Below are 18992 nucleotides of genomic sequence, written 5' to 3'. Positions count from 1 at the left end.
CCGCGTTACTGTTCGCTGACGCGGTCGAGGACGATGGGCTCCCGGGGGACGTCCTGGTGCATGCCGTGGTTGCCGGTGGGTACGGCCACGATGCGTTCCACCACGTCCATCCCCTCCACTACGCGGCCGAAGACGGCATAGCCCCAGCCCTGGGGGTTTTCCGCGGTGAAGTCCAGGAAGCGGTTGTGCTCCACGTTGATGAAGAACTGCGCCGTGGCGGAGTGGGGGTTGGGGGTGCGGGCCATGGCCACGGTGCCGGGTTCGTTGCTCAGGCCGTTGTTGGCCTCGTTACGGATGGGGTCGTGGGTGGGTTTCTGCTGCATGTCGGGGGTGAAGCCGCCGCCCTGGACCATGAATCCGGGGATCACGCGGTGGAAGATGGTGCCGTCGTAGAACCCTTCGCGCACGTAGCCCAGGAAGTTCTCCACCGTTTCCGGGGCCTTGTCCGGATAGAGTTCCAGGACGATCGTGCCCATGGTCGTCTCCAGCTGGACCCTTGGGTTTTCGCTTTCAGCCATTACTTGGTTTCCCGTGGTTGTGGACAGCAGGGCCAGGGTGACCAGCAGCCGTCTGAACATGGATCGCATGCGCATCGTATCGGGCGCCTTGTATCTGTGGGGGGTCCGCCGCCGTGGGTTCCCCGCATCCGTTCTTTTTGGGAGGGGTGGACCGGGCCGATGCCCGCCGGGGTGATGATAGCCTTATGCGTCCTGTGCGGGAAAGCGCGGGGAGAGGTGCCCGGGGTGGAGGGGGTTCCCTGCGCCGGGCCGCCGTGGATCCATCCCTGGAGGCTTGCGCGCCGCTTCCCTGCGGCGCACACCCGTCTCCGGGAACCCCCTCCACCCCGGGCGGATCTTCCGGACCTGCGCCGGGCCGGGGTGAATCCCTCCCTGGATGCTTGCTCGCCGTTTCCCTGCGGCGTACACCCGTCTCCGGAAACCCCTCCACCCCGGGCGGATCTCTCGGACCTGCGCCGTGCTGCCGGCTGTGGTGTGCCGGTGAGCCCCTTTTGAGCTACCATCCCGCGCCATGCCCGAAGACGCCGACATCGCCATGAAGACCCGTTTCGCCCCCAGTCCCACCGGTCATCTGCACCTGGGCAACCTGCGCACCGCCCTGTTCAACGCCCTGGCCGCCCGGGGGCAGGGGGGGACCTTCCTGCTGCGCATCGAGGATACCGACGCCGAGCGCAGCCGGGCGGAGTACACCCGGGACCTGATGGAGGACCTGCGCTGGCTGGGGCTGCATTGGCAGGAGGGGCCGGAGGCGGACGGGACCGCCGGGCCCTATCTGCAGTCCCAGCGTGGCGAGCGCTATGCCACGTATTTCCGCTCCCTGGAGGAACGGGGTCTGGTCTACCCCTGTTTCTGCAGCGACCAGAGCCTGCGGCTGGCGCGCAAGGCGCAGATGGCCGCGGGGCAGCCGCCCCGTTATCCCGGCACCTGCGCCCGCCTCAGCCCGGAGGAGGTGCAGGAACGGCTGGCCCGGGGGGAGCGGCCCACGCTGCGCTTTCGTGTGCCCCGGGGGCGCACGGTGGTCTTTGAGGATCGGGTGCGCGGGCCGCAGCGTTTTGCCACGGATGATATCGGGGATTTCATCATCCGCCGCTCCGACGGCACCCCGTCGTTCTTCTTCAGCAATGCCGTGGATGATGCCCTCATGGGGGTGACCCTCGTCCTGCGCGGGGAGGATCACATCGCCAATACCCCGCGCCAGCTGTTGCTGCTGGAGGCCCTGGGGCTTACCGCCCCGGACTATGGCCATATCTCCCTGATCCTGGACGAGGACGGCGGGCCGCTGTCCAAGCGCAGCGGGGCCCTCAGCCTGCGCCAGTTGCACCGCCAGGGCTACCTGCCCCTGGCCCTGCTGAACCACCTGGCCCGCCTGGGGCATGTCTACGAAGACGACGGCCTCATGGACCTGGATACCCTGGCGGCGCGTTTTGATACCGCCCGCCTGGGCCGGGCCCCGGCCCGGCATGACGCGGCGCAACTGGACCACTGGCAGCGTCTGGCGGTGGCGGCGGCCCCGGACGCGGCCCTGGTGGCCTGGCTGGATCACGAGGCCCCCGTGCCGGCGGGGCAGGGCGGGGCGCTGGTGGCGGCGGTGCGGGACAACATCCTCTTCCCGGCGGACTTGAATGCCTGGGCGCGGCGTCTGTTCGCCCCCGAGCCGCCTCTGGACGAGGCCCAGCGGGGGGCGCTGCGCGAGGCCGGTGCCGCCTTCTTCGACGCGGCCCTGGCGGTCCTGGAGGAGGGGCCGGAGGCCTTCCCGGACTTCGCCAAGGCCGTGGGCCGGGCCAGCGGGCACAAGGGCAAGGGCCTGTACATGCCCCTGCGCCTGGCCCTCACCGGCGTCCCCCACGGTCCCGAGATGCATCGGGTCTGGGACCTGCTGGGGCCCGAACGGGTGCGCCGGCGCCTGGAGCAGGCCCGGGATCTGTCCGCCGCCTGACCCCGCTGCGCCTTCGCCGGGGGCACGTCCCCCCGGCGGTGCGCTATCATGGGACCCTGCATTTCACCACCGCCCGCACGGCGGGCGGCCCGGCATTCCATCCGCAAACGGCCGAGTCCATGCTGAATCTCTACAACACCCTGACCCGCCAGAAGGAACCCTTCCATCCCATGGAACCGGGCAAGGTGCGCATGTACGTCTGCGGTATGACCGTCTACGACTACTGCCATCTGGGTCACGCCCGGGTGCTGGTGGTCTTTGACATGGTCTACCGCTACCTCCTGGCTCGGGGCTACGAGGTCACCTATGTGCGCAACATCACCGACATCGATGACAAGATCATCCGGCGGGCGGCGGAGAACTGCGAGCCCATCGACGCCCTGACGGCGCGTTTCATCCAGGCCATGCACGAGGACGCCGACGCCCTGGGGGTGCTGCGTCCCACCTACGAGCCCCGGGCGACGCAGCACGTCCACGACATCCTCCACATGATCCAGCGCCTCATGGACCGGGGCTACGCCTACGTGGGGGAGAACGGGGACGTGTACTACAGCGTGTCCCGTTTCGATGGCTACGGCCGGCTCTCGGGCCGCCGCCTGGAAGACCTGCGGGCCGGGGAGCGGGTGGCCCCGGACGAATCCAAGCGGGATCCCCTGGACTTTGTGCTGTGGAAGGCCGCCAAGCCCGGCGAGCCCGCCTGGGATTCCCCCTGGGGACCGGGCCGTCCCGGCTGGCACATCGAATGCTCGGCCATGTCCACCCATTACCTGGGTAACCACTTCGACCTCCACGGTGGCGGCCAGGACCTGCAGTTCCCCCACCACGAGAACGAGATCGCCCAGAGCGAGGCGGCCACCTGCGAGCATTTCGTCAACTACTGGATGCACAACGGCTTCGTGCGGGTGGACGAGGAGAAGATGTCCAAATCCCTGGGCAATTTCTTCACCGTGCGCCAGGTGCTGGAGCACTACCGGCCGGAGGAGATCCGCTACTTCATCCTGGGCAGCCATTACCGCAGCCCACTCAACTACAACGACCAGGCCCTGGACGCGGCGCGCAGCGCCCTGTCGCGCCTGTACACCGCCCTGCGGGGGCTGGAACCGGCGCATCCGGGGGACGCGGGGGCCGCCTGGCGGGAGCGCTTCAACGCGGCCATGGACGACGACTTCAACACCCCGGAGGCCCTGTCGGTGCTCTTTGACCTGGCCCGGGAGGTGAACCGCCTGAGGCAGACGGATGCGGCGGGGGAGGCCGCCCGCCTGGCGGGTTGCCTCAAGTCCCTGGGGGAGACCCTGGGCCTGCTGCAGGCGGACCCGGAGGGGTTCTTCCAGCAGGGCGGGGCCGGGGAGGCGATGGATGCGGCAGAGATCGAGGCCCTGATCCAGCAGCGCCTGGAGGCTCGCAAGCGCCGGGATTTCACCGAGGCCGATCGGATACGGGACGACCTCAAGGCCCGGGGCATCCTGCTGGAGGACGGGCCGGAGGGGACCACCTGGCGGAGGGGGTGACCCTATCCCATGATCCTTACCCTCCACCAGTTGCAGCGGCACCTGTTCCGGGCCGCATCAGGACCGCATCGCACAGGGAACCGCCATGACCACCTTCGACAGCACCAAGCGCTCGCTGCCCGAGCTGCTCAAGGACATCACCACCGGCAAGACCCAGCTCCAAGCCGCTGGTGGGGTCCGACGAGGGCGCCGATATTGCCGGGGACGCCACTGCCTACTGAATGCGCCGACTTGGCGGACCAGCGGTCTCAACATTGGCAGTTTACGACAGGGCTATCACTATCGCATTTGGCAACAAGGAGTCAGGGATGAGGGAATGTAACGTCATCGGAGTGGGCGGAGCCAGCCTTTCACTGGCCAGACGAGCTCACGAGTTGGTGGGTGGCCAGCTCATGGCCATCAATACCGACGGCAAACCGCTAGAAGATCTACCAGCAGAGCAGCGGCTAGTAATAGGCCCGAAAACCTGTGGTGGCATGAGCGCCACATCCCCGATTCGTGGCAGCCAGGCATTGGGAGAGTCGCTCGGGGACATCAGGGCTCGACTACCCGACAGCGGCAAGGTGGTGCTTCTGGCAGGGCTGGGAGGCGGTGCAGGCACTGGAGCCATGCCCTCCCTCGCCAAGGAGGTCATTCAGCGAGGTCTGAATCTTCTTGTGGCCGTTACCCTGCCGTTCGGACTCGAGGCTGAGAGACGCGACACCGCCCTGGCAGGACTGCAGGATCTGGAGGCAACCGGTGCCACCATCATCACGTATGACCACGCGGAACACTTCACAGCCTCGATGAGCTTGGAAGATGCACTCGAAAAAAGCTCGGAATTCCTCGCTCAGCGAGTGCAACGTTGGATCAAGGGGGAGTCTGATGCTCAATGACCTGTTCATATGGTGTTTTCGGGATCTTCCTCGCCGGCAAGAAGGCCGAGCTGCCTCAGTCAGGTGCTGGATCGGCTCAACGAAGAGCGTGAGCAGATCCTGACCGAGCTGCCCGGTGACAGTGGCGAAAGCAGCTAGCTGGATCCTGACCGCCCCGGCTTCGCCAGCTATGCGCGTCTGGGAGACTTCACCAGCGACGACATATGCCGTGAGTGGCTGGCATAGCGGCTCAACCACTTCGTCAGCGCCTTCCGCCCGCGGCTGAAGACGATGGCCAAGTGAGGCCGGTTTGGTAGGTTCCCCCGCGATAGCGGGGATAGGCCTTATCAGCCGGGTTGCTCTCCCCACAGCATGCCGATCGGTACCGCGAAGCAGCCCGGCACCTGCAGCTTGAGACAGTGGCGGCCGGTGTAGAGCAACATCCCCCCACGAAAGTCCTTACCGGCCTGTTCGGCGAGCCTGGCGAGCCCGGCGGCGTCCTTGGTCTGCACGCTGGCGGCGCGTTTGACCTCCACTCCCCAGAATTCCTGGCCACGCTCGATGACAAGATCGACCTCCACTTGGTCCTTGTCCCGGTAGTGGGAGAATCGTAGCTCCGGATCGACCCAGGAGGCCTGAGCGATCAGTTGCTCGACCACATGACTTTCCAGCAGGGCACCGAAGCGTTCTGTCTCGGTCAACCACTGTTCCGGCCCCAGGCGCCCCAGTGCCGCGGCAAGGCCGGTATCCACCAGATGCATCTTGGGGCTCTTGATCAGCCGTTTGGCGTGGTTACGGTGCCAGGCGGGGAGTAGCTGGACCAGAAACAGGCGCTCCAGGATGCCAAGGTACTTGGTGACGGTGGCACGCTCTATCCCCAGCTCCTTGCTCAGATTGCTGACGTTGAGCAGGCCGGCAGTGCGGTAGGCCAACAACTCCATCAGGCGCAGCATCCCATCTTCGTCCTGAATGGCAGCGATATCCCGCACGTCGCGCTGCACGATGGCGTTTGAGGTATTGGCGATACCACTGACGCGCCCGGTGGGGTGGACGTCGATTGGGCTCGGGATACCCACCCTGACATAGCACCTCTGCTGTTGGGGCCAATGGTATGGTGTCCGGCACCATTCTGGGCGTGAGCTGCCCTTCCACCAGCGTGCCGAGCAGGGTCGAGGTGCTGATACGTTTCTCCTGTTCGGTTAGCGGGTGCAAGTAAATGACTTCCATGCGGCCAGCCAGGGAGTCCTGCGCCTTGGGTAACAACAGCAGGTTGGCGGAGCCTGTGAGCAGGAAGCGGCCTGGCTGGCGATCGCGGTCCACCACCGATTTGATTGCCAGCAGAAGTTCCGGCACCCGCTGTACCTCGTCCAGAGTGACGCATTCAGGCAGGCCCTCCACGAAGCCCAACGGATCTTGCCGAGCGGCTTCCAGCAGCGTCGGGTCATCCAGATTCAGGTAGGTGCGCTCGGGGTCGATGCGCTGGGCGAGGGTCGTCTTGCCTGCCTGACGGGGTCCCAGCAGGCAGACCACCGGCGTATCAGCGAGGGACTCAAGCACTCGAACACGGATCAAGCGTGGGAGATAGGGGGATACCATGTCCACCTCTGCCAGCGTCCAGTTAATGGCTAGGTTAGCGTCCAGATGATGGTTATTCTATCGTCCAATTGCTTTCTTATGGCTCGTCCAATTGTATGATTATGCGCCGTCTAGCTGCGCTTTCTGACCGAAAGGATGTCGGCTCAAACCAGGAAATTACCTGCCTGGCCGCTGCTTTCGCTACCATCGAAGGCGCTTAGTTATTTGATTTCCATGGGAATCGACTCGCGCATCCCGCCGGTGCAGCATCACCGACGCCGAGTTCGATGCGCACCTGGGCCACCAGGTGGGGGACCGTGCCAAAGCCTCGGAGATGGAACACGCGGTTCGCTCCCATGTACGCAAACATCTGGACGAGGAGGCGGTGCAGTACGGCCGTCTCAGTGAGCGCTTGGAGGAACTGCTTCAGCAGCTGGATGGCCAGTGGGCAGAATAGGTGGAGGATCTGGAGGGCTGATCCACTAACTTCGCGACGGGGGCGCCGTCGACGGTGAGGCGACCCCGCACATACCGAGCCCTTCTGTTCGTGGCTCACCCGCGGCCCGGGAGCTATCCTAGATCTGTCCTTGCAGACCTCTCGGCCCATTGGGATCAGGCGGGACAGTCTCCGGCGCGTTCCGAGGCCTCGCAGGCCTGGAGGGCGTTCTTCATCAGCATGGCCACGGTCATGGGGCCCACGCCGCCGGGGACGGGGGTGATCCAGGCGGCGCGCTCGGCGGCGGCGTCGAACTGCACGTCCCCCACCAGGGAACCGTCCTCCTGGCGGTTGATGCCCACGTCGATCACCGTGGCCCCGGGCTGCACCCACTCGCCGGGTACCAGCCGCGGCCGGCCCGCGGCGGCCACGAGGATGTCGGCGCGCTGGACGTGGCTCTCCATCTCCCGGGTGAAGCGGTGGCATACCGTCACCGTGGCCCCGGCCAGCATGAGTTCCAGGGCCATGGGCCGGCCCACGATGTTGGAGGCGCCGATGATCACCGCATGGCGGCCCTTGTAGGTTTCCCCCGTGTGGTCCAGCAGGCGCCGGATGCCGAAGGGGGTGCAGGGCCGCAGGCGCGGCAGGCGCAGGGCCAGGCGGCCCATGTTGTAGGGATGGAAGCCGTCCACGTCCTTGGCCGGATCGATGCGCTCGATCACCTTCTCCTGGTCGATGTGCCGGGGCAGGGGCAGCTGCACCAGGATGCCGTCCACGGCGGGATCGGCATTGAGTTCGTCGATGACATCCAGCAGATCCCCCAGGGAGACGTTGTCCGGCAGGTCGATGGACTGGGAGACCATGCCCACCGCCTCGCAGGTGCGGCGCTTGTTGCGCACGTAGATCTGGGAGGCCGCGTCCTGGCCCACCAGCACCACCGCCAGGCCCGGCGGACGGCGTCCGGCGGCGGTGCGGGCGTCCACCGCCTGGCGGACCTCCTCTTGAACGGTCTTGGCGATGGCGCGGCCGTCGATGATCTGGGCGGGCATGGGGGATCCTGGGGCTTGATTGATGGAGCAATTTTCCCATTGTAGCGTCGGCGCGTCCAACCTGGGTAGCGCCTGGCAGCGCCCTCTTCGGGCCCGGCGCGTCGGCCCGCCGGGGTTGGTTTTGCCCGGAGGCTTTGCTAGAGTCGTTTACAAGGAGATTCCATGATGATCCATCCCAGCGCACAGTCCGATGTCCGCGCAGTGCCCCACCGGGGCGCGGCGGTGTCCGTGCGCCTCCCCAGCCTGTCCCTGACCGCCCTCCTGCGACTGCCGCGCTAGCGGCGCATACTTCGCCTGGCGAGGCCAAACGCACCCACGACGCAGGAAAGACCCGGCCCGAAGGGGCGGAGGGTCCATGTGGCATTCGATCCGGATCGAGTGGCCGGCACCGGGCCGGACCACGGGAGTTCAGAGACATGGCAGGCAAAGAAAAGCTCTACATCTTCGACACCACCCTTCGCGACGGCGAGCAGAGCCCCGGCGCATCCATGACCCGCGAGGAGAAGATCCGCATCGCCAAGGGTCTGGAGAAGATGCGCGTGGACGTCATCGAGGCGGGGTTCCCCGCCGCCAGCGTCGGCGACTTCGAATCCGTCCAGGCGGTGGCCCGGGCCGTGCGCGAGAGCACCGTGTGCGGCCTGGCCCGGGCCAAGGAGGCGGATATCGACCGCGCCGGGGAGGCCCTGAAGGAGGCCGCCTCGGCGCGCATCCACACCTTCCTCGCCACCTCGCCCATCCACATGCAGCACAAGCTCAAGATGAGCCCGGACCAAGTGCTGGAACAGGCGGTGGCCGCCGTGCGCCGGGCCCGGCAGTGGACCGATAACGTGGAGTTCTCGCCGGAGGACGCCGGCCGCTCCGAACTGGACTTCCTCTGCCGGGTGATCGAGGCCGTCATCGAGGCCGGGGCCCGCACCATCAATATCCCCGATACCGTGGGCTACAACATCCCCGAGCAGTTCGGCGCCCTGATCCGCAACCTGCGCGAGCGTATCCCCAACGCCGACCAGGCCGTCTTCTCCGTGCACTGCCACAACGACCTGGGGGTGGCCGTGGCCAATTCCCTGGCGGCGGTGCTCAACGGGGCGCGGCAGGTGGAGTGCACCATCAACGGCCTGGGGGAACGGGCCGGCAACGCCGCCCTGGAGGAGGTGGTCATGGCGGTGCGCACCCGCCAGGACCATTTTCCCTGCGACACCACCCTGGACACCACCCAGATCGTGCCCTGCTCGCGGCTGGTGTCCACCATCACCGGCTTCCCGGTGCAGCCCAACAAGGCCATCGTCGGGGCCAACGCCTTCGCCCACGAGTCGGGGATCCACCAGGACGGGGTGCTCAAGCACCGCGACACCTACGAGATCATGCGCGCCCAGGATGTGGGCTGGTCCGACAACCGCATCGTGCTGGGCAAGCACTCGGGCCGCAACGCCTTCCGCGCGCGGCTGAAGGATCTGGCCATCGAGTTCGACTCCGAGGAGGAGCTCAACGAGGCCTTCGCCCGCTTCAAGGAACTGGCGGACAAGAAGCACGAGATCTACGACGAGGATCTCCAGTCCCTGGCCACCGAGGCGGCCATCGCCATGGAGCACGAGCGGGTCAAGCTGGTGTCCCTGCGGGTGTGTTCCGAGACCGGCGAGACCCCGGTGGCCACCCTCACCCTGAACGTGGAGGGGGAGGAGCACCACGGCGAGGCGGAGGGCAGCGGCCCGGTGGATGCCGCCTTCAAGGCCATCGAGACGGTGATGCACAGCCACACCGAGCTGCTGCTCTATTCGGTGAACAACATCACCAGCGGCACCGACGCCCAGGGGGAGGTGACCGTGCGCCTGGAGAAGGCCGGCCGCATCGTCAACGGCCAGGGGGCCGATACCGACATCGTCATCGCCTCCGCCAAGGCCTACCTCAATGCCCTCAACCGCCTGGTGACCCCGGACCGGCGGGCCCATCCCCAGCACGGGGATGTCTGAACCGCGCCGCGGCATGGACGAGGCCTGGCGGCGGCGCTGTCTCCGGGCCATGGGGATCCAGCTCTGGATCCCCCGGTCCGGGGGGGGCGCCGCCTCTTTGCCCCCCGCGTCGGACGAGGCCCCTTGGGTGGCTTCAGCGGCCTTCGATGGGGCCCGGGCGGCGCCGGGTGTCCCCTCCCAAGACCCTCCCCAAGACCAGCCGGATGGTCGTCCGGATGGGGATCTCCAGGCGATGCGGGAGGGGTGGGTCCCTCCCCATCCGGAGCGTAACGATGCCCCCCCGGAGGCGGCGGTGCCCGGGGCGGTCTCCCCTGGCGAGGCCACGCCCCCGTCGATGTCTCCTGCCCCGGGGCAGGGGGCGGCAAAGGCAACCCCGGATGGACGGGATGTGCCGGATCAGCACACCGCCAGCGCCGGGGCGGACGCGGCTGCGCCCGATGCAGTGGCCCAACTGGACTGGGCGGACCTGCAGGCGCGGGTGGCGGCCTGTACCCTGTGCCCGGAACTGGCCCGCAGCCGCAATCACACCGTCTTCGGTACCGGCGATCCCGGGGCCCGGTGGATGTTCATCGGCGAGGCCCCGGGGGCCGAGGAGGACCGGCGGGGCGAGCCCTTCGTGGGCCGTGCCGGCCAGCTCCTGGACCGCATGCTGGCGGCCCTGGGCATGGACCGGGGGCAGGGGGTCTACATCGCCAATATCCTCAAGTGCCGCCCCCCCAACAATCGCGATCCCCGGCCCGAAGAGGCCCACGCCTGCCGGCCCTATCTGGACCGGCAGATCGCCCTGGTGCGTCCCCGGGTGCTGGTGGCCCTGGGGCGGGTGGCCGCCCAGAACCTGCTGGACACGGCCGAGCCCCTGGGGCGCTTGCGGGGCCGCATCCTGGACTATCGCGGCACCCCCCTGGTGGTGACCTATCACCCCGCCTACCTGCTGAGAAAGCCCCAGGACAAGCGCAAGGCCTGGGACGACCTGTGCCTGGCGCGGCGGGCGGTGCAGGGGGAGGGGGCGGAACCGGGGGAGCGGTCCTGATCCCTATCCCTGAAATCCAGGATCCTGAAGAGCCGGAAGTCGCCATGAATGCCGTCACCGCCGTGAAGCTGGAACTGCGCCCCATGCAGCGGGTCGATCTGCCCCGGGTGATGGAGGTGGAGCCCAGGGCCTATTCCCATCCCTGGACCGTGGGCATCTTCCGCGACTGCCTGCGGGTGGGCTATTCCTGCTGGGTGCTGCAGGCCCCCCAACTGGATGAACTCATCGGTTACGGGGTCCTGTCCATGGCCGTGGGGGAATGCCATATCCTCAACCTCACGGTGCGCCCCGAGCGCCAGGGGCAGGGCCACGGCCGTCATCTGCTGCGGGCCTTCCTGGACAAGGCCCGGGAGCGCGGGGCGGAGACCGCCTTTCTGGAGGTGCGCCCGTCCAACACCCCGGCCCTGGCCCTCTACCGCTCCGAGGGCTTCAACGAGGTGGGACTGCGCCGGGGCTATTACCCCGCCAGCCGGGGGCGGGAGGACGCCCTGGTGATGGCACGCCAGCTCTGATCCCCGGGCCACTCCTGTCCTGCCGGTGGGGGGCGGCAGTGCCTTTTCGGGCGGGGAATCGTTAACATAGTCGGTTTCCACCGCAGACCGCATCTGGAACACGCACCCTTGAGCGCCCCCGAGCAGACCCCGGATGGCATGGACGCCACAGGCGATGCCGTCCCTTGTAACCCCCTCACCGCAATCCCGGACGGGAGCGCCGGGGACATGCACCCCACTGCGCCGCAGCCGTTGCTCACCCTGGTGGGCATCGGGGCCTCGGCCGGGGGGATCGAGGCCCTGGGGCGGCTGGTCTCGGCCCTGCCGGCGCATACGGGCATGGCCTACGTGGTGGCCCAGCACCTGTCGCCGGACTATCAGAGCATGCTACGGGACATCCTGGGGCGGGAGGCCGCGCTGCCGGTGGAGGAGATCCGGGACGGTCTGCGTCCGGGATCCGACACCCTCTACACCACCCCCGCGGGCCACAACGTGCTCCTGGAAGAGGGGTGTTTCCGCCTGCGCCGTACCAGCACCCGCGGTATCCCCAAGCCCTCCATCGACCTGCTGCTGCGTTCCCTGGCAGTGGAGCTGGGGGATCACGCCATCGGCGTGATCCTCTCCGGCACCGGTTCCGACGGGGCCGATGGCCTGCGCGCCATCCAGCAGGCGGGGGGACGGGTCTTTGTCCAGGACGAGGCCACGGCCAAGTATCCCGGCATGCCCCAGGCGGCCCTGGCCACCGGAGTGGTGGACCGGGCCATGCCCCCGGAGCAGATCGCGAAGGCCATCGCCGGGATCGCCCGCGGCGAGCCCGGTCCGTTGCCACGCAAGGCGGAGGACCTGGGGGATCCCGGCACGGTGGCGCGCATCCTGCGGCAGGTGCGGGAGCACACCGGCGTCGATCTGAACCACTACAAGGAAGGGACCTTGCTGCGCCGCCTGCAGCGCCGCCTGGACCATAGCGGGTACAGCACCCTGGAGAACTACCTGGCGTATCTCGGGGAACACCCCGGGGAGGCGGAGGCCCTGGTGCGGGAGCTGCACATCGTGGTCACCCGTTTCTTCCGGGACGAGAAGCCCTTTGCCGAATGGCGCACGGCCCTGGAACAACGCATCCAGGAGCGGGCCGACCGGGAGCCCCTGCGCCTGTGGGTGCCCGGCTGCGCCACCGGGGAGGAGGCCTATTCCGTGGGCATCCTGGTGCAGGAGATCCTGCGCGCCCAGGGGCGGGACCTGCGCCTGCAGATCTATGCCACGGACGTGGATGCGGACGCCCTGGCCACCGCCCGGAGGGGCCTCTACAGCGCCGGCGCCCTGGAGGTGATGCCCCCCGAACTGCTGCAGCGCTACTTCAGCCGGCGGCGGGACCAGTTCCAGGTGAGCCAGGCCCTGCGGGATGTCATCGTCTTCGCCCGCCACGACCTGCTGCGGGATCCCCCCTTCCTGCACCTGGATGCCATCAGCTGCCGCAACCTGCTCATCTACCTCAAGGCCCCCGTGCAGGAACGGGTCCTGGAGCGCTTCCACTACGCCCTGCAGGTGGACGGCCTGCTGTTCCTGGGGCGGTCCGAGACCCCCGGCGGGCTCCAGCACCTGTTCGAGACCCGCTCCAAGGCCGGGCGCATCTATCGGCGTCTGCCCGGCGATGCCCGTTATTCGGGGGCCGGCATGGGCAGCCCCCGTTCAGGGCGGACACGGCGTCGGCAGCAGGCCGGCGGCGACTCCCGTGAGCTGCAGCAGGTGCTGGATGTCCTCATGGAGGCGTACGCCCCGCCCGGTCTCGTGCTCAGCGAACAACTGGAGATCCGGCGCGTACTGGGGCGGGCAGGGGATCATCTCTCCCACGGCGCCGGTCAGACCAGCCTCGACGCCATGGAACTGCTGCCCCGGGAGCTGGCCATGGAGCTGCGCGCCCTGGTGGCCCGTGTGCAGCGCTCCGGCGAGATGGCCCGGGGCCGGGCCCTGGCCTCCCCCGCCGTGGAGGCCGCAGAGGCGGTGCGTCTTGCGGTGCGCCGGCTGCCCCAGGCGGCGGAGGAGGGGGACCTGTACCTGGTGCTGTTCGAGCCCGCCGCGGGCCGGCCGCAGCCCCTGGAGTCCGCCGCCGAGGGGGCGCAGGGCAACGGCGACCTGGTACATGCCCTGGAACACGAACTGGCGGCCACGCGGGAACACCTGCAGACGGTGGTGGAGGAGCTGGAGACCACCAACGAGGAATTGCAATCCTCCAATGAGGAGCTGCAGTCCACCAACGAGGAATTACAGTCTTCCAACGAGGAACTGGAGACCGCCAACGAGGAGTTGCAGGCCACCAACGAGGAACTGTTCACCGTCAATCAGGAGCTGCAGAACAAGACCGAGGAACTGGCCAGCCTCAACGCCACCCTGGCCAACGTCAAGGACAGTCTGCCCTATGCCTTGCTGGTGGTGGACCGCAACCAGGCCATCACCCTGATCAATCCCGGCGCCACGGCGGTGTTCGGCGTCACCGAGGCGGATGTGGGCAAGCCCCTGGCGGGGGTGGCGTCCCTGCGCGGGGTGCCCGGTCTCATGGATCTGGTGAACCGGGTGCTGGCCTCCGGGGAACCCGTGCAGGATCAGATCTCCGAGCCGGGGCCCCATCTGCTGCGTATTCAGCCCTTCACCGACGCCGCGGGACGGGAACAGGGGGCCCTGCTCTCCTTCTGGGACAACGCCGAGATCCTAAAGGCCCATCGTGCCCTGCGGGAGAGCGAGTCCCGCCTGCGCCAGATCCTGGACAAGTCCCCCCTGTGGAGCTACGTCAAGGATCGTGCCGGCCGCTACCGCCTGGTGAGCCAGCGCTTCCTGGGGGGCATCGGCCAGACCCAGGAGGCGGTCATCGGCCATGTGGACGAGGAGCTGTTTGCGCCGCAGATCGCCCGTCTGCTGCGCCTGGCGGACCACGAGGCCATGGCCGTGGACGGCATCCTGGAGCGGGAGCACCACCTGGAGCTGGAGGGGCGTGAGGTGGTGCTGCTGGCGCAGCATTTCGCCCTGCGGGACGAGCGTGGGGTGGCCAATGCCGCCTGCATGAAGGCCCTGGACATCACCGCCCGCAAGCAGGACGAACGTCGCCTGGCCCGGGCCCGGGACGAGGCGGAGAAGGCCAACCGGGCCAAGACCGATTTCCTCTCCCACATGAGCCACGAACTGCGCACCCCCCTCAACGCCATCCTCGGGTTCGCCCAGATCCTGGAGGTGGAATACCGGAACGGCGAAGGGGAGGCGGTACGGGAGATCCTGGCCGCCGGCTGGCATCTGCTGGCCCTGATCAACGACATCCTGGACCTGTCCATGCTGGAGAGCGGACGTCTCCAGGTGGACAGCCATAGCGTCGAGCTGGCGCAGATCATCGACGAATGCGCCGCCACCCTGCGCCAGATGGCCCAGGACAAGGAGGTAGACCTGCAGGCGGAGCCCCAGGAGGGGGTCTACGTGCGGGCCGACGCCACCCGCCTGCGCCAGGTGCTCATCAACCTGCTCTCCAATGCCATCAAGTACAATTGCCCGGAGGGCTGGGTGCGGGTGCGCACCCGGGTGGGGCCCAAGCGGGTGGCCATCCGGGTGGAGGACAACGGCATCGGCATGACTTCCGAGGAGATGGCCTCCCTGTTCCAGCCCTTCGAACGCACGGGTCGCGCCCAGGATCAGGTCGAGGGGGTGGGCATCGGTTTGTCCCTTTCGCGCCGCCTGGTGGACATGATGCACGGCACCCTGGAGGTGGAGAGCGAGCCGGATCGGGGGAGTGTCTTCACCGTGGATCTGCCCCGGGAGCGCCCCCAGGGGCGTTCCTCCCGTACCGGGGTCTCCGCCCATGAGGCCTCCTCGGAATCGGGGAACCCCTCCCTGGATCTGGACGTGATCTACGTGGAGGACCATGCCGCCAACCTGAAGCTGGTGCGCCGGCTCATGGAGACCTTCTCCGGGGTGCGCATGCGGGAGGCGGAGAGCGGTGAGCAGGGGCTGGAGGCGGCGCGCCGGCAGCCCCCGGATCTCATCCTGCTGGACCTGAACCTGCCGGACATGCATGGTTTCGAGGTGCTCAGGCGCCTGCGGGCGGATCGGTGCACCGCAGGCATCCCGGTGGTGGCGGTGAGCGCCGACGCCGGGGAACTGCGCATCACCGAGGCCCTGGAACGGGGCTTTTGCGCCTACATCGAAAAGCCCTTCCGGCTCTCGGACCTGGAGGAGGTGCTCTCCGCCTTCGGCCATCCGGTCTGAGGCGTCGCGGGTATCCGAATCAGCGATCCATCAGGATGCCGTCCAGGACCTCCAGGAAGCGTCCCACCTCCAGGGGCTTGGTGAGATAGGCATCGAAGCCCGCGTCCCGTCCCCGTTCCATGTCCCGGTGGGTGGCGAAGGCGGTGAGGGCCACCACCGGGATGGACGCGGTGGACGGGTCCGCCCGCAGCCGGGAGAGCACCTGGTAGCCGTCCTGCTCGGGCATGTTGATGTCCAGCAGGATCAGTTCCGGGCGGTGGGCCATGGCCAGCTCCAGCCCCAGGCGCGGGTCCGGCGCGCTCAGCAGGGTCACCTGCGGGCGGCGGGCGAGGATCTGGGATACCAGGCGCAGGTTGGCCGGATTGTCGTCGATGTGCAGCACCGTGTGGGTGTCCCCGTCCCCCTGGGTGGGCGGGGCGGTGGTGGTGGCGGTGCGGTGGGTGCTGCGGGCCTCGGTGGTGCCCCGGGGCAGGCGTACGCGGAAGGTGCTGCCCACGCCGCAGGTGCTCTCCACGGCGATCTCCCCGTCCATGATCTCTACCAGCCGCAGGGAGATGGCCAGACCGATGCCGGTACCCTCCACGCCGCTGTTGCCGTCCTCCAGGCGGCTGAAGGGCTCGAACAGGTCGTGGATGCGTTCCTGGGGGATCCCCTTGCCGGTATCGGTCACGGCGATCTCCACCCGGTCGTCCGTGGCCTCCATCTGCAGGGTCACCTGCCCCTGGTCCCGGTTGTACTTGATGGCGTTGGAGAGCAGGTTGATGAGCACCTGCTTGAGGCGGATGCGGTCCGCCCGGGCGGCCAGGTCCGTCTCCGGCCCCGGGTCGATGCGGATCCCGCGGCGGTCCGCCAGGGGGGTGACCAGGGTCAGGCACTCCTCCAGCAGCTCCCCCAGGGGGATGTCCTCGATGGAGAGTTCCACGCGGCCGGATTCCACGCTGGCCAGGTCCAGGACCTCGTTGATCAGGTCCAGCAGATGGTGCCCCCCCTTGAGGATCTCGTGCACGTTCTCCGTCTGCAGCGGGCCCAGGTCGGGATCCGTCTCCAGGAGCTGGGCAAAGCCCAGCACCGCGTTCATGGGGGTGCGCAGTTCGTGGCTCATGCTGGAGAGGAACTCGGACTTGGCCTGGCTGGCCCGTTCCGCCTCCTCCTTGGCCTGGCGCAGTTCCGCCTCGGCCCGCTTCATGGCGGTGATGTCCATGTGGCTCACCACCAGCCTGTGGCCCTCTTCAGGGCCGGACTTCAGGGGGGCGGCCCGCACCAGGAACACCGCCCCCCCCAGGGGGAACTCCCCCTCGAACAGCTCTATCTCCCGCCGCAGTACGCGCCGGATGCCCTCGGCCACGCCCCGGGCCTCGCCGCCGCCGGCCCCCTCCAGGGTCTCGCAGGCGGTCAGGTAGTTCTCCCCCTCGCCGAAACGGTCCCAGTGGGGTTTGTAGCGGCGGGCGTATTCGCTCCAGGAACGGTTGACGGTGATGATGCGCCCCTCGGGGTCCAGCACGCAGATGCTGGAGCGCAGGGAGTCGATGATGGCCTGGGTGAACTGCAGGGCGCGGGTCTCCCGTTCGTGGGCGGCCGCCTCCACGGCCTTGCGCCGGCGGTTCATCTGCATCTGGAAGAGGGCATAGGAGATGTCCTCCACGATCCCCTTCACCAGTTGCAACACCTCGGGGGTGAAATACTCCCCCTGGCGGGAGAGGAAGCTGGCCATGCCCAGGAGCTTGTCGCCGCGAAAGAGGGGGAAGTGGCCGCAGTTGCGCAGGTGAAGGCGGCGGGCCTGTTCGCGCCAGGCGGCGGGGATCTTGGGGTCCTCGGCATCGCCGCATAGCAGGGGCCGCTCGCGGATGAAGTCCCAGGGGTGGGCGCGGATCACCTCCCAGACCGCGTCCAGGGGGAGTCCCCGGGCCTGTTCCGGGTCCAGCCCGTGCACGGCGGTGGGGCTCAGGGGGGCATTGCCATTGCGGCGCAGGCTGATGATGCACACATCGAAGCCCCCCTGTTCCACGATGATGCGCGCCGCCTGGCGCAGCAGGCGGGTCTCGTCCTCGATGCGGGTGATGGCCTGATTCACCTGGCTGCGGGTCACGTACAGGCGGGTCATCTGCTGCAGCCGGGCCTCGGCCGCCTTGCGCGCCGTGATGTCCCGGTTCACCCCGCGGCGGCCCAGGTAGCGCCCATCCTCCCCCAGCACGGGGCGGCACTGGTGCTCGATCCAGCGGATGCCGCCGTCCGGGCGGTGCAGGCGCAGCTCCAGGGCCTCATGTTCATGGGCACTCTCGCTGTGCACCGCCTTCTCCAGATGCCGCAGCCACAGGGGGCGGTCCTCGGGGTGCACCAGGGTGGCCATGAGGTCCGGGTTCTCGATGAAGGCCTCCGGCGGGTGGCCGCTGATGGCCTCGCAGCCCGGAGAGACATAGACATAACGCCGGTCCGGACCGAACCAGTACTCCCAGTCCGGGGAATGGTGGGCGGCGACACGGTAGCGCAGCTCCACCTGCTGTAGTCGCTCCCGGGCCGCATCCAGCTGGCGGCGCAGGCGCTCCGTCTCCGTCTCGCTCTCTTGCCAGCGGGCCTGGATCTCTTGCAGCAGCTGTTCGGTCTGTCGGTGATCGCCTTCCCTGAGGGCGCGCAGGGCGCGCGCCGGCACGTCGTCCTTCGGCGTCTGGTTGTCGGGCATGGCGGACTCTGTTCGGGGCTCGGGGGGAGGGGCATGGGGCCGCGCCGTGGCACCCTGCATGACCCGGCAGGACTTTATAGGAGTCCCCGGGTTGACACAATGCAACTGAGATTGATGCAACCCCGATGCCCGGATCCGGGTCAACCGCAACCATTGTGGTGCGTATTCCCCCCATGAACGCATCACAACACCGCAACCGGAAGGAGCATACCGTCATGAACGCAAGAAGATTCCCTGGCCATCCCCCGCGCCCCAGGCGCACCGCCGCGGCAGGCCTGTGCCTGTGCCTGGTCCTGGTCCTGGCCGCCGCCGGTCACGCACAGGCCGCCCCCGGTGGCCCCGGGGCACGCATGGACAACGACCGCCCCTGCGCCGGCATGAGCGGGAGCAACAAGCCGCGCCAGGCCATGGGGGATCCCTCGGGGCCGTGTCAGGACAAGGGCCCAGGCGCCGGCCGGGAGATGAAGGATGGCCGCCCCGGCTCGGGCGGTCCGGGGGACTGCACCTCTGCCGGGAACCGCCGCGGTCAGGATCGAGCCATGGATACCCGTCCCGGGCCCATGGACCCGGAGGCGCGGCAGGCCCTGCGCGAGACCTTGTGGGGGATGTCCCCCGAGGAGCGCCTGGAGATGCGCGACCGGTTGCGGGACATGGATCCCGCCGAGCGCCGGGCATGGCTGGAGCGGCAGGGCTGAGCCGGGGGTATGGA

At 68.3% G+C, this 18992-nt stretch carries 13 protein-coding genes and 2 pseudogenes; 10 read left to right on the top strand and 5 right to left on the bottom strand.

Annotation, left to right across the window (positions count from 1 at the left end; translation table 11 throughout):
• Positions 1–5: 5 nt before the first annotated feature.
• Entirely contained in the window at positions 6–578 is a 573-nt protein-coding gene (locus BM214_RS05435; protein ID WP_274600724.1) for a peptidylprolyl isomerase, read from the bottom strand.
• A gap of 451 nt (positions 579–1029) precedes the next feature.
• On the opposite strand from BM214_RS05435, the gene gltX reads away from it, so the two are divergent.
• The 4 genes from gltX to BM214_RS05420 all read left to right on the top strand — a co-directional run bounded on the left by gltX (position 1030) and on the right by BM214_RS05420 (position 4837).
• Positions 1030–2454: a glutamate--tRNA ligase gene (gene gltX, locus BM214_RS05430; RefSeq protein WP_090484293.1), complete on the top strand. Its 1425-nt coding sequence runs from the start codon at positions 1030–1032 to the stop codon at positions 2452–2454.
• Between the two features lie 119 nt (positions 2455–2573).
• A complete protein-coding gene (cysS, locus tag BM214_RS05425) occupies positions 2574–3962 on the top strand; it encodes a cysteine--tRNA ligase (protein ID WP_090484475.1) in 1389 nt (462 codons plus the stop codon).
• An 85-nt stretch (positions 3963–4047) separates the two neighbouring features.
• The gene (locus BM214_RS12505; protein ID WP_177217588.1) at positions 4048–4284 is read left to right on the top strand and encodes a hypothetical protein; all 237 of its coding nucleotides are present in this window, start codon (positions 4048–4050) and stop codon (positions 4282–4284) included.
• Between the two features lie 70 nt (positions 4285–4354).
• Positions 4355–4837, top strand: coding sequence for an FtsZ/tubulin family protein (locus tag BM214_RS05420; RefSeq protein WP_177217587.1), 483 nt, complete (start codon positions 4355–4357; stop codon positions 4835–4837).
• A gap of 326 nt (positions 4838–5163) precedes the next feature.
• Here BM214_RS05420 and BM214_RS12770 read toward each other — a convergent pair whose 3' ends face one another.
• Together BM214_RS12770 and BM214_RS13085 are read right to left on the bottom strand one after the other, a co-directional pair.
• Entirely contained in the window at positions 5164–5892 is a 729-nt protein-coding gene (locus BM214_RS12770) for an ATP-binding protein (RefSeq protein ID WP_244887856.1), read from the bottom strand.
• A gap of 124 nt (positions 5893–6016) precedes the next feature.
• A pseudogene (locus tag BM214_RS13085) lies at positions 6017–6412 on the bottom strand (ATP-binding protein); the annotation flags it as partial.
• 201 nt (positions 6413–6613) lie between these two features.
• Here BM214_RS13085 and BM214_RS13060 point away from each other — a divergent pair.
• A pseudogene (locus BM214_RS13060) lies at positions 6614–6964 on the top strand (restriction endonuclease subunit R); the annotation flags it as partial.
• A gap of 39 nt (positions 6965–7003) precedes the next feature.
• On the opposite strand, the gene folD reads toward BM214_RS13060, so the two are convergent.
• Positions 7004–7876, bottom strand: coding sequence for a bifunctional methylenetetrahydrofolate dehydrogenase/methenyltetrahydrofolate cyclohydrolase FolD (folD, locus tag BM214_RS05405; protein WP_090484289.1), 873 nt, complete (start codon positions 7874–7876; stop codon positions 7004–7006).
• A gap of 416 nt (positions 7877–8292) precedes the next feature.
• Here folD and BM214_RS05400 point away from each other — a divergent pair, with 416 nt between their 5' ends.
• The 4 genes from BM214_RS05400 to BM214_RS05385 all read left to right on the top strand — a co-directional run bounded on the left by BM214_RS05400 (position 8293) and on the right by BM214_RS05385 (position 15606).
• Positions 8293–9843 carry a 2-isopropylmalate synthase gene (locus BM214_RS05400; protein ID WP_090484287.1) on the top strand — a complete coding sequence of 517 codons (1551 nt, stop codon included), beginning with the start codon at positions 8293–8295 and terminating at the stop codon, positions 9841–9843.
• 334 nt (positions 9844–10177) lie between these two features.
• A complete protein-coding gene (locus BM214_RS05395) occupies positions 10178–10873 on the top strand; it encodes a uracil-DNA glycosylase (protein WP_244887865.1) in 696 nt (231 codons plus the stop codon).
• Between the two features lie 44 nt (positions 10874–10917).
• A complete protein-coding gene (gene rimI / locus BM214_RS05390) occupies positions 10918–11385 on the top strand; it encodes a ribosomal protein S18-alanine N-acetyltransferase (RefSeq protein ID WP_090484285.1) in 468 nt (155 codons plus the stop codon).
• A 108-nt stretch (positions 11386–11493) separates the two neighbouring features.
• Complete coding sequence (locus tag BM214_RS05385; RefSeq protein ID WP_090484283.1) at positions 11494–15606, top strand: chemotaxis protein CheB; 4113 nt, start codon at positions 11494–11496, stop codon at positions 15604–15606.
• A 19-nt stretch (positions 15607–15625) separates the two neighbouring features.
• Here BM214_RS05385 and BM214_RS05380 read toward each other — a convergent pair whose 3' ends face one another.
• Positions 15626–18283, bottom strand: a complete 2658-nt coding sequence (locus BM214_RS05380; protein ID WP_177217586.1) for an ATP-binding protein — start codon at positions 18281–18283, stop codon at positions 15626–15628.
• Positions 18284–18498: 215 nt separating this feature from the next.
• Between BM214_RS05380 and BM214_RS05375 the strand changes: the two genes are divergently transcribed.
• A complete protein-coding gene (locus BM214_RS05375) occupies positions 18499–18978 on the top strand; it encodes a hypothetical protein (protein WP_143096358.1) in 480 nt (159 codons plus the stop codon).
• Positions 18979–18992: the final 14 nt, after the last annotated feature.

Source organism: Ectothiorhodospira mobilis (genome assembly GCF_900114895.1).
GTDB lineage: Bacteria > Pseudomonadota > Gammaproteobacteria > Ectothiorhodospirales > Ectothiorhodospiraceae > Ectothiorhodospira > Ectothiorhodospira mobilis_A.
Note: the sequence above shows the minus strand (reverse complement) of the source record. Positions and strands in the feature narration are given on the sequence as shown.

What these genes read in the sequence shown, in the direction of transcription:
- cysS (WP_090484475.1), top strand. Translation starts at nt 2,574, where the DNA reads ATGCTGAATCTCTACAACACCCTGACCCGCCAGAAGGAACCCTTCCAT.
- BM214_RS12505 (WP_177217588.1), top strand. Translation starts at nt 4,048, where the DNA reads ATGACCACCTTCGACAGCACCAAGCGCTCGCTGCCCGAGCTGCTCAAG.
- BM214_RS05400 (WP_090484287.1), top strand. Translation starts at nt 8,293, where the DNA reads ATGGCAGGCAAAGAAAAGCTCTACATCTTCGACACCACCCTTCGCGAC.
- BM214_RS05420 (WP_177217587.1), top strand. Translation starts at nt 4,355, where the DNA reads ATGGCCATCAATACCGACGGCAAACCGCTAGAAGATCTACCAGCAGAG.
- folD (WP_090484289.1), bottom strand. Translation starts at nt 7,876, where the DNA reads ATGCCCGCCCAGATCATCGACGGCCGCGCCATCGCCAAGACCGTTCAA.
- rimI (WP_090484285.1), top strand. Translation starts at nt 10,918, where the DNA reads ATGAATGCCGTCACCGCCGTGAAGCTGGAACTGCGCCCCATGCAGCGG.
- gltX (WP_090484293.1), top strand. Translation starts at nt 1,030, where the DNA reads ATGCCCGAAGACGCCGACATCGCCATGAAGACCCGTTTCGCCCCCAGT.
- BM214_RS05435 (WP_274600724.1), bottom strand. Translation starts at nt 578, where the DNA reads ATGTTCAGACGGCTGCTGGTCACCCTGGCCCTGCTGTCCACAACCACG.
- BM214_RS05380 (WP_177217586.1), bottom strand. Translation starts at nt 18,283, where the DNA reads ATGCCCGACAACCAGACGCCGAAGGACGACGTGCCGGCGCGCGCCCTG.
- BM214_RS05395 (WP_244887865.1), top strand. Translation starts at nt 10,178, where the DNA reads ATGTCTCCTGCCCCGGGGCAGGGGGCGGCAAAGGCAACCCCGGATGGA.
- BM214_RS05375 (WP_143096358.1), top strand. Translation starts at nt 18,499, where the DNA reads ATGAACGCAAGAAGATTCCCTGGCCATCCCCCGCGCCCCAGGCGCACC.